Genomic DNA, 10,612 nt, shown 5'->3' with positions numbered 1-10,612 from the left:
TGAGCCGTCATTAAAGTTCTCTGACCAAAGTGCGTGTAACTCAAGATACATTTCTGACTCAGTGGTGATCGAAGACGTATCAATTTTATTTTCATAACGCTTCGTCTCTAAGACATTACCATTGGCGTCGTAAACGTTTTCTGATACGTAACCTTCTGCATCGATAACAAAACGGATTTGCCCCATGTTGTTATAAACATAACGCGTTGCATTGCCGTTAGGATCGGTCACCGTCAGCTGATTACCCAAGCCATCGTATTGATAACGTGTGGTACGTTTCAGCCCGTCGGCATCGTGTATTTGTGTTAGTACACGACCAGCTTGGTCGTAAGTAAATTCGGTTTTGATGCCGTTCTTATCAATGCGCGTTGTAACGCGTCCCGCTTTGTCGTAAACCGCTTCACTGACGTTACCTAAAGCGTCGGTGGTACGCGTTAATTCACCTTTGTCATTGAAAGTAAATTGCGTTTTATTACCTAACCCATCAACCGACTCAATAGTTTCACCGTGACGGTTTTGAATGCTTTTTGACGTTGAACCATCGGCAAAAATAATGGTGTTGGTTTTGCTGGCATCGTCGTAGCGATATTCCGTGACATTGCCTAATTTGTCGGTGGTTTTATAGGTGCGATTAAACGCATCGTAGGTGGTGTGTACTTGTCCGTTTAATGGATCGGTGATGAGTATTTCGCGCCCTAACCTATCGTAATCGTAACTCGTGGTATTGCCTAAGGCATCAGTGATGTGTGTCACGCGACCAAAGGCGTCGTACTCGGTCGTTACCGTTTGACCCAACGCATTGGTTGATGAAGTTTGCTCACCTCGGTTGTTGTACGTAAAAGTGGTTTTCGTTGCGATGGTTGAATCGTTGGCGGCGGTGATTAACTGCTCAGAAAGTTCACCCCAACCGTTGTATTGGTAGGTGGTGGTTCGTCCATTGCCTTGGATTTTCGTTGCTAACTGCCCGGCTTGGTTATAGTAGCTGGTCGAAACAACATCACGCACGGCATTGGCGATACTGGAAACACGTTGCTCAAGGATATTCGTCACTTTGCCGCCGGCCAGTCCACTGACGTTAATGGTATCGGCATAAGAGCGCGTGGTTTCTAACTCACCAAAGGCGTTATAAATTTGCTGGGTAACTTCGCCGTCACCATTGACCGAATAAGCCAGCTGACCGGCACTGTCGTAAAAATAAAGTTGACGATTGCCTTCGGCATCAACCGTTTCTACTAAACGCCCTAACTCGTCGTATTGATGCGACACACCTTGCGCACTGATTAAATTATCCAACGCACTGGTTGAAATAAAGGCACTGCTGCTGTCAGCAACTTGCCCGGTTTTTTCACCAAACAGATTGTAACGCGTTCGTTGCGTGCGCGATTCTGAGTTACCGAATTTATCCGTCTCACCCTCGGCCACATTCACTTGCGTTACTTGTCCGGCATTGTTGTAGTAATACTCAGTGACTGTGCCTTGATAATTGGTTTCAGTCGCTAACTGGCCGAGCTCATTAAAGGTTTGAATGGTTTCGCGTTTGTCAGAATTGTTGACGGCTCCGATAATCGTTGATTTCTGCGCATTGGCGAGACCCGTGTATTGTTTCGCGTATTGAATGGTTTTAACTTTATTGCCCGATTCTAAATAACGCGTTTCGGTCACATAACCTTCGGCATTAATCGCCATGATTTGACGACCTTGACCGTCGTATCGGAAATGACTGACCTGGTCGTTGGCAGAATCTTCACGAATTAACTGCTCGAGCGTTCCGGCTTCTCTTAAGTTCTCATCACTGGGTGTCGCGTAACGGATCACGCTTGTTAATAAACCGCGGCCGTTATAAACATTTTTCGAGACAGAGCCTTCCGCATCCAACTGACCGATGAGCTGACCGTCTTCGTTGTAAAAACTGCGAGTAACGCGCGCATTCGCCGAGCTGTTCCCATCACGGTATTCGGTTTTAATGCGTCGTGAGGCACCATCGTAAGAGTGATACGTATTATTCCCTTCACCATCGATGGTCCGTTTAACCCGTCCCGCCTCATCGTAAAAGGTTTGAGTGACGCGGTCTTCACCCGGTGTTGCTACCAATTGACTGCCTAACGTGAGTACAGCGGTCGCCTGAAAGTGGGTGTGATTGAGTTTAGCGTACAACTCAGAAGTATCGATTCTCTTCGCGTATTGTCGACTGCTGGATAATCGGCCGGAATTGTCGTATTCAAAGTAAACAACCGCACCGGTTTCATCGATGGAATACTCTAATTGACCTCGCGTGTTATAGAGCTGATAACTGACACCACCAAGACTGTCTTGCGTCGCCGCTAAACGCCCCTGCAAATCATAAAAATATTGTTGCTCTCGATTGATTGACGAACCTTCGGTCACACCTTTCGATTGGCTAACCAACACACCTTGGCTATTGTAAGTTTGCGTGGTCATTAAGCCTTGCTTGGATGTGGTAATGACTTGATTACCGACGTACTGAAGGGTGGAGGTTTTATCTTTGGCGTTGGTTGAGCTGACCAAACGCTGCATGCCATCGTAAACGAAGGTGGTGGTATTGATTAACGTGCGATTGGTGCCGGAAAACTGACGTTCACTCACTAAATTACCAAAGGCGTCGTAAGTGAAGCGCGTATCGGTCATCGCTTCGTTTTCTACGGGTCGACCTTCCGAGTCTGTATTGGCGTAATCCGCTTTTCGCCATAACTCACCACGAAAGTCATACCAATATAACGAGTAAGCATGAACACTTTTGTCACTCAACCCATCGCGCCATTGGTCAATATTACTGCGGGTGACTTGAGCCGCGCCGTCGTACCGAGCGGAATAGGTAATTTCATTCGATACCTTCCGTACTTCATTACCGTGCTGATAACGATATTCGGTCACTTTTTTATCCGCAGAAACAACATACCTAAGCCGGTCTTGTCCATCGTACAAATAGTGCGCGGTTAACTCATTGGTATTCGTGCTGTTTAAACTTAAATCGGGCTGGGCATAGTTGCCAATATTGGCCGCATCAAACGTAGATAAGAATTGCGTTTCGCTGGCCAGTCGATTGCTGTCGGTATAGGTGCGAACCACACGATTGCCGGCGCTGTCGATTTGCTCGATTAAATTACCGCGCGCATCGTAATCGTAAACGGTGGTTCGGTTTTCCCCATCAATGCTCTTTGTTAAGTTGCCGTCGGCATCGTATTGATACTCCGCCATTTGGCGAATGCCGTTACTGGCCGGAGAAAACATTTTTTCTAATCGGCCTTCAGTATCGTGCTGATAAGTCCAGGCTTGATTGCGAGCATCAATAATGCTTACTTTACGCTGAGCCATTTGGCTGTAATCGAAAGTGAAGCTTTGTTGCTCGCCATCATTGCCCGAGCCGATGCGATAGGTTTTTATTCGGTTACTGGCATCGTAAGTAAAATGGGCTTCGGTACCATCGCTTTGCTTGATGGATTCAATCAGCAGGCCCGTGCCTTGGTATTGATATTCAACTTCGTAGTATTCGCCGTCGGCAATGCTGTTATCACCCGGCGTTAAATCGGTTCGTACATGGGTCAGACGGTTGTAATTATCGTAAACATAGTGAGTGGCCGTACCAAACTTGGTGGGCGTTCCGTCTTGGTTAGTATCAAGATAAAGCTCAACGGAAGTTAAGCGGTTCGAAGCATCGTATTTAAACCAGGTGTTTTCGCCATTGTCGGTCATTAATCGACTGACCCGGTTTTGTGCATCATATCGTAGTGAAAAGCCTTGGCCACTGGCATCGGTGGTTGAATCGAGTAGCCAGCGTCCGCCGACTTGCTTATAGGTTTCCGTTAGTCCCGTTGAACCTTCAGTGTAAGTGTAGTTAGTTCCATCGAAGGTAATGGTATCGTGCGCGCCACTGCCATCGGTGCTTTGGTAGGTATTTGTTCCTGTAGACTCAAAAACAGAACGATGTTCATCGCCCGTGATGCGAGTAAGGGAGCTGCCAATAATCAGCTCGCGCTCAAAACTGAATCGCCAACCATCGGCATCGTTCATATGACCCAGGCTGTTATAGGTGCGCGCTATTTTAGCATCGACCCCTTTGCCCACGAGAATTTCGTCTTTTTGCTGAACAACCAGATTACCGGTTGCGGTATTGATGTACGCCATTCCATTGGCTTGTCCTAATTTATTACCACTCATCGGACTATTGCCCAAACGATCAGCGGTTGAATTAAATAAACCCAGTCCTTCAGAAGAAATGATTACGGCCATTTGAAAACCTATTTGTCTCTATGATTTAAACTACTGTCTATAAGAGTCCAACAAATGGCAGAAATGTTTAGAGTGAATTTCCGAAATCTGTAATATTCACACTAATTAGGAGGAGTGCATCAACTTTTTAATCGCTCACACAACACAAAAGCAATTAATAACTGTTTTTAATTTCTCTATATAAAACTATCTATAAATCGAGTCCAAAGTATTGTGATAATAACAATGAGAGTAAGCGCTTGAGAATTATAAGTAACGAAAGGATCAACAGTGATTATATGAAGGAGTATTCAACAATAATAAGATTGTATCGAACAGAATTTTAAAACGAAAGTTTCGGGTTTACTTTCTTATTTTTTGTTCTTTGACGTGTTTATACAGTTCTTTTTCGAACTTTTTTTCTTTCGCTGAACGAGACAGTTTGAATAAAAAACCAACGAATAAACCTATTGCGGCTAACAATGGAAACGCAATGTAAGGAGATTGATACTCGGTAAAATTTTGAGATTGCAACCAAACGGGAATATTTCGATAACCAATGGCGAACATAACACCCAGTCCACCCAATGATACGATAATGACGATTTTTTTAAACAGCTTTAACATTAACTAAAATCAATTTATGAGGCAGCTGAATTTCAACTGCCTCATCGAGGACTAAATGCTTAGAGCTAACTCTGTGCCTTGGCGGATAGCACGTTTCGCGTCTAGCTCAGCAGCAACATCAGAACCACCAATCAAATGTGCAGTAATACCTTTTTCTTGCAAGCCATCTAACAGTTCTCTCAACGGCTCCTGGCCAGTACACAAGACAACATTATCGACAGGATACACTCGCGGCTCTTCGCCAATCAAAACATGCAAACCTTCATCATCAATTTTTTGATATTGAACGCCGGTTACCATTTCTACCTTCTTATCTTTCAATACGGTGCGGTGAATCCATCCCGTAGTTTTACCAAGTCCTTTACCCATTTTGGATTCTTTACGTTGAAACATAATAACTTTGCGAGGAGAAGGCTCTAACTTTCTGCTATCCAGCAATCCACCACGATTCTCATAATCCTTATCGACACCCCACTCTTTAAGCCAAGTATCCGGACGTAATGTTGTCGAGCTGCCGGAATGTGTTAAATACTCACCGACATCAAATCCTATTCCACCAGCACCCAATATCGCCACAGTTTCGCCGACAGGTTCTTTATGCTTTAAAACATCCAAGTAGGTTTTAACTTTCGGATGATCAATGCCTTCAATTTTGGGTACTCTTGGTGAAACGCCGGTAGCCAAAATAACTTCATCAAAAGAACCATTACTCAATTCTTCAACGGTCGCCACAGTACCCGATTTTATTACAACGTCTGACTCATGCAGTTGGTGAGTAAAGTAATCCAACATACCGTTGAATTCTTCTTTACCAGGAATAAGTTTAGCAATGTTAAATTGCCCACCAAGTTCATTACTTTTCTCGAACAATGTAACCTCGTGTCCACGCTTCGATGCTTCGAGAGCAAATGACATTCCAGCTGGACCAGCACCAACAACGGCAAGCGACTTTTTCTTTTCGAACGGTGACGCGACTAACTCTGTTTCATAACAAGCTCTCGGATTGACCAAACAAGTGGCTCGCTCTTGTTTAAATACATGATCCAAACAAGCTTGATTACAACCAATACACAAGTTTATATTTTCTGGTTTTCCTTCTGCTGCTTTATTCACAAAATCGGGATCGGCTAAAAATGGACGAGCCATCGAAACCATATCGGCATGCCCTTCCACTAAAATACTTTCAGCAACATCCGGCGTATTAATTCGGTTGGTTGTGATTAGCGGAATATTGACCTCTTCCCGCATTTTTTGTGTTACCCAAGTAAAGGCCGCCCGCGGTACGGAAGTCTGAATGGTAGGAACACGCGCTTCGTGCCAACCAATACCTGTATTAATGATTGTTGCACCTGCGGCTTCAATTTCTTTACCCAATTGAACCACTTCTTCCCAAGTCGATCCTTCATCCACCAGGTCCAACATCGAAAGGCGATAGATGATGATGAAGTTTTCACCAACCGCTTCTCTTATCTGTTTAACAATTTCGATGGGAAAACGAATTCTATTTTCGTACGAGCCGCCCCACTCGTCTGTGCGTTTATTAGTTCGCTGGCAGATAAACTGATTAATTAAATAGCCTTCTGATCCCATCACCTCAACACCGTCATAACCGGCTTTTTGCGCAAGCTTCGCACAACGAACATAATGTCGAATAGTCGTCTTTACACCTCGACTTGATAATGCTTTTGGTTTAAACGGAGTAATCGGTGCTTTAATCGCGGATGGAGCGACGTTAAATGGATGATAGGAATAGCGACCACCGTGTAAAATTTGCAAACAAATTTTACCATCCGCTTCATGAACGGCGTCAGTGATAATACGATGTTTTTTTACATGACGGCCGGAAGATAGCTGAGAGGAAAAAGGAGCCAAACGACCTCGATAGTTGGGTGAAATACCACCAGTCACCATAAGACCGACACCACCTTTGGCTCGAGCAGAAAAATAGGCTGCCATTTTCTCAAACCCATCTTTTTCTTCTTCCAATCCAGTGTGCATAGACCCCATTAAAACTCGGTTTTTAAGTTGAGTAAATCCAAGGTCAAGCGGTTTTAATAAGTTAGGATAAAAGGCATTTTGGCTCATTTTTTATACTCTTTATTTCTGGTCTTACCACTAAGGCAAGACTTTAACAGTGCCACATCAAGAAATCTACGATTACATTTAATTACAAATACAAACCCAATGAAATTGTAAGAATCGCGATAATATTAGTACTTAAACAATGTTTAGTGACAATTACGTCTCAATATTATTAAATAGTCTACTTGATTAGCACTAAATAAACTATTGAATCCAATCAGAATTTAGGGAGTTATCGTGGAGAAACCTAGCAGCACAGTTGGTAAAATTTTTTACTACATTTGGCGCGCGTTTGAACTCAACCGCCGAATTTTATTTGGCTTTATCGCCCTGTTTTTGAGTATTTACATACTCATCGATATATTTAGCGACGGCGATAAAATTGAAGTTCCAGATGGCGCAGCGCTCGTCTTCGCTCCAAGCGGCATCATTACAGAGCAGACCGCTTTCGTCGACCCCGTTGAAGAAGCGCTTAATGATGCGATGAATAATTCAAGTCCCGCCGAAGAAAACATTTACGACCTCATCGAGGTATTACGCAATGCAAAAGAAGACGACAGAATAACCACCCTACTCCTTTACCCCGAAGGCATCATCTCAATTCAACCTGCAATGATGGAAATGTTGCGCGATGCGATTGCCGATTTTAAAGAAAGCGGTAAAAAAGTTGTCGCGATGGGCGATTTTTACTCGCAAGCCCAATATCACATAGCAGCACAAGCTGACGAAGTGTATTTACACCCTTTTGGTGGTGTTCTGCTTGAAGGCTATAGCCGAGTGAGAACCTACTTTGCAGAATTACTGGATAACCTCAAAGTCACGCCGAATGTTTTTAAAGTGGGTAAGTACAAAAGCGCGATTGAACCCTTTTTAAGAAATGACATGTCTGACTATGCCAAAGAAGCCAATCGAGCTTTCTTGGCGGATCTTTGGAACGCTTATAAAGGTGACGTCGCTAAATTCAGAAATCTCGATGTCGACCAAATGGACGAGCAAATTAACCAATTTGATAAAACGATTCGAGAAGTCGGTGGTGATTTCGCGCAGGTCGCTATCAAACATGGATTAGTCGATGAGTTAAAGACCCGCCCTGAGTTTAGAGAAATGATGATAGAACGTGTTGGTAAAGATGAAAAAGAGTTAACGTTCAAACAAATTCATCACCGTCGCTACCATAAAGCCATTAAACCAGCTTTCGAGATAATGAATCCAACATCGAAAAAAATCGCCGTTGTTGTTGCAAAAGGTGAGATTGTCGATGGAAATGCAAAAGAAGGCGTTATTGGTGGTGATACTATCGCTCGTAAAATCCGTCGTGCCCGACTCAATGAAAATACAGCCGCAATTGTATTGCGCGTTGATAGCCCCGGCGGAAGTGCATTTGCATCAGAAATCATTCGGCAGGAATTATTAAAAGCCAAAGAACAAGGCTTACCCGTTATCGCATCAATGGGTTCGTACGCGGCTTCTGGCGGCTACTGGATTTCAGCCAATGCTGACGAAATTTGGGCACGCCCAACGACTGTTACTGGCTCTATTGGAATCTTTGGTTTTATTCCAACTTTCGAAAAATCTTTAGCCTGGGCTGGCGTGCATCGCGATGGTGTTGGAACCACTAAACTTGCTGGCGCAATGGATGTTGGTCAAGGACTAAAAGAACCGGTAAAAGAAATTATTCAGGCCAATATTGAAAAAGGCTATGATCGCTTTTTGGAAATTGTGGCTGAAGGTCGCAACATGACGAAAGAAGATGTCGATAAAATAGCTCAGGGTCGCGTTTGGTCGGGAACCAAAGCGAAAGAACTTGGTTTGGTCGACAATATCGGAACTTATAAAGATGCGATTGAAGCGGCTGCAAAACGAGCCGAGTTAGAAAAAGATCAATACGATGTTTGGTATGTAAAACGCGAACTTTCCGATAAAGAAAAGTTCATAAAACAATTGTTAGGTGAAGCGTCGGCTAACTTCTCAGTTGAAGAAATGAACAGCCAGCTGAATAAATCGACACCTGCATTTAAACTAATGGAAGATATGAAAGCGCAATTTAAAACTTTAGAGCGCTTTAACGACCCTCACCACGCATACATTCATTGTAATTGTGTTGTTGAGTAAGGTGTCTTTCAACTAAAATAAAAAGCGAGCTTAAGGGCTCGCTTTTTTTTGCTATAACAAAAGAGTTTAAGTTTATGTCACAACGTTCGGTTTATATCGCCTACACCGGCGGCACCATTGGAATGAAAAAAACTGCCAATGGGTTTGCTCCCGAAGCGGGTTATCTCACGCAAGAGCTCAAACACTTGGCAGATTTAAACCGAGAAGATATGCCACACTATGAAATTCACGAATATCCAAATTTAATTGACTCTTCTAATATCACTCCTCACGACTGGTTTGACATCGCAGAAGACATCAAATCTCGTTATCACGAGTTTGATGGTTTTGTCATTTTACACGGTACCGACACCATGGCTTACACCGCTTCGGCTTTATCTTTTATGCTCGAAGATCTCGATAAACCCGTGATTGTTACAGGTTCGCAAATTCCATTTGGGGAATTACGGAGCGATGGTCGAGATAACTTGATTACTTCCGTTATTCTAGCGGCCAGTTACCACATTCCTGAAGTCTGTTTATTTTTCCATGATCGACTGTATCGTGGTAATCGTGCACAAAAAATTGATGCGACAAATTTTCACGCATTTGGCTCACCGAATTTTCCACCTCTTGCAAAAGTAGGGACGACCATCGATATTGATGAGACGTTACTCATTAAGGCTAATACTCGCCCTTTTAACGTGCGAAAAATCGAACCACCTGAAATCGCGGTGGTTAGTATTTTTCCTGGTATGTCAGCGCAAATGCTCGATAATCTTTTAATTGATCCGATCAAAGGATTAATTTTACAAACTTACGGTATGGGCAATGCGCCTTCAAATGATAAAGCCTTTTTAAAGGTAATAGAAAAAGCAACTAAACGCGGCGTTATCGTTATTAACATTTCACAATGCTATCGAGGCCGAGTCGACATGCAAGGCTATGAGACGGGTAATCGCTTAAGTCAGTGTGGAGTTATCAGTGGCTTTGATATGACAACGGAAGCCGCGTTAACCAAGCTATATTACTTATTCAGTTTGGGATTATCCCGAAATGAAATCGCTAAGAAAATGCAGATAAGCCTTCGGGGTGAAATGACGCAATAGTTTGTCTGTTCACGCCAGGTATTTTCGCTCCAAGTTCTTCATACAATCGTACTATTACAAAAAACAAATGAAGCGTGCTTAAAATGACATTCCTAATTTGGACTGTATTCTTTTCAATAATAATGACCGTGATCACAAAGCTTCCTGTCGCGATAGCTATGAAACGTCAATTTGGTCATTACGATAATCGAGACCCCCGAACACAAGAACGACAACTATCGGGTTTTGGACGACGTGCGATGGGCGCTCATGAAAACTCGTTTGAAGCGTTATCTATTTTTACGGCAGGTGCTGCTTTTGCTGGCATTGTTAATCCAGCTGCTGAGATAATTCCGATTCTCTGTCTTTCTTTTATAGTATCTCGTCTACTTTATGTCGTGTTTTATTACTACGATTTTGACAAGTTTCGCTCTATTGCCTGGTCCATTGGCTTTTTTGCGTCAATCGGCTTACTCTTCACTGGACTTTGATCGAGC

6 protein-coding genes are annotated in these 10,612 nt (G+C 43.3%); 3 read left to right on the top strand and 3 right to left on the bottom strand.

The window, feature by feature from the left end; translation table 11 throughout:
• The 3 genes from FAX86_RS19865 to FAX86_RS19855 form a co-directional block, all read right to left on the bottom strand.
• The coding region (locus FAX86_RS19865; protein WP_144395241.1) for an RHS repeat domain-containing protein at positions 1–4,248 on the bottom strand (4,248 nt) is incomplete at its 3' end.
• Positions 4,249–4,590: 342 nt separating this feature from the next.
• Positions 4,591–4,854, bottom strand: a complete 264-nt coding sequence (locus FAX86_RS19860) for a hypothetical protein (RefSeq protein WP_144395240.1) — start codon at positions 4,852–4,854, stop codon at positions 4,591–4,593.
• Between the two features lie 51 nt (positions 4,855–4,905).
• Positions 4,906–6,939 (bottom strand): oxidoreductase, encoded by a 2,034-nt coding sequence (locus tag FAX86_RS19855; RefSeq protein ID WP_144395239.1) that lies wholly within the window; start codon positions 6,937–6,939, stop codon positions 4,906–4,908.
• A 234-nt stretch (positions 6,940–7,173) separates the two neighbouring features.
• Here FAX86_RS19855 and sppA point away from each other — a divergent pair, with 234 nt between their 5' ends.
• The 3 genes from sppA to FAX86_RS19840 all read left to right on the top strand — a co-directional run bounded on the left by sppA (position 7,174) and on the right by FAX86_RS19840 (position 10,606).
• Complete coding sequence (sppA, locus tag FAX86_RS19850; protein WP_144395238.1) at positions 7,174–9,048, top strand: signal peptide peptidase SppA; 1,875 nt, start codon at positions 7,174–7,176, stop codon at positions 9,046–9,048.
• Between the two features lie 74 nt (positions 9,049–9,122).
• Positions 9,123–10,136: an asparaginase gene (ansA, locus tag FAX86_RS19845; protein ID WP_144395237.1), complete on the top strand. Its 1,014-nt coding sequence runs from the start codon at positions 9,123–9,125 to the stop codon at positions 10,134–10,136.
• A gap of 83 nt (positions 10,137–10,219) precedes the next feature.
• Entirely contained in the window at positions 10,220–10,606 is a 387-nt protein-coding gene (locus FAX86_RS19840; protein ID WP_144395236.1) for an MAPEG family protein, read from the top strand.
• Positions 10,607–10,612 lie beyond the last annotated feature (6 nt).

Origin of the sequence: Pleionea sediminis (assembly GCF_007570825.1) — a bacterium.
Classification (GTDB): Bacteria; Pseudomonadota; Gammaproteobacteria; order Enterobacterales; family Kangiellaceae; genus Pleionea; species Pleionea sediminis.
Note: the sequence above shows the minus strand (reverse complement) of the source record. Positions and strands in the feature narration are given on the sequence as shown.

What these genes read in the sequence shown, in the direction of transcription:
- FAX86_RS19855 (WP_144395239.1), bottom strand. Translation starts at nt 6,939, where the DNA reads ATGAGCCAAAATGCCTTTTATCCTAACTTATTAAAACCGCTTGACCTT.
- ansA (WP_144395237.1), top strand. Translation starts at nt 9,123, where the DNA reads ATGTCACAACGTTCGGTTTATATCGCCTACACCGGCGGCACCATTGGA.
- FAX86_RS19860 (WP_144395240.1), bottom strand. Translation starts at nt 4,854, where the DNA reads ATGTTAAAGCTGTTTAAAAAAATCGTCATTATCGTATCATTGGGTGGA.
- FAX86_RS19840 (WP_144395236.1), top strand. Translation starts at nt 10,220, where the DNA reads ATGACATTCCTAATTTGGACTGTATTCTTTTCAATAATAATGACCGTG.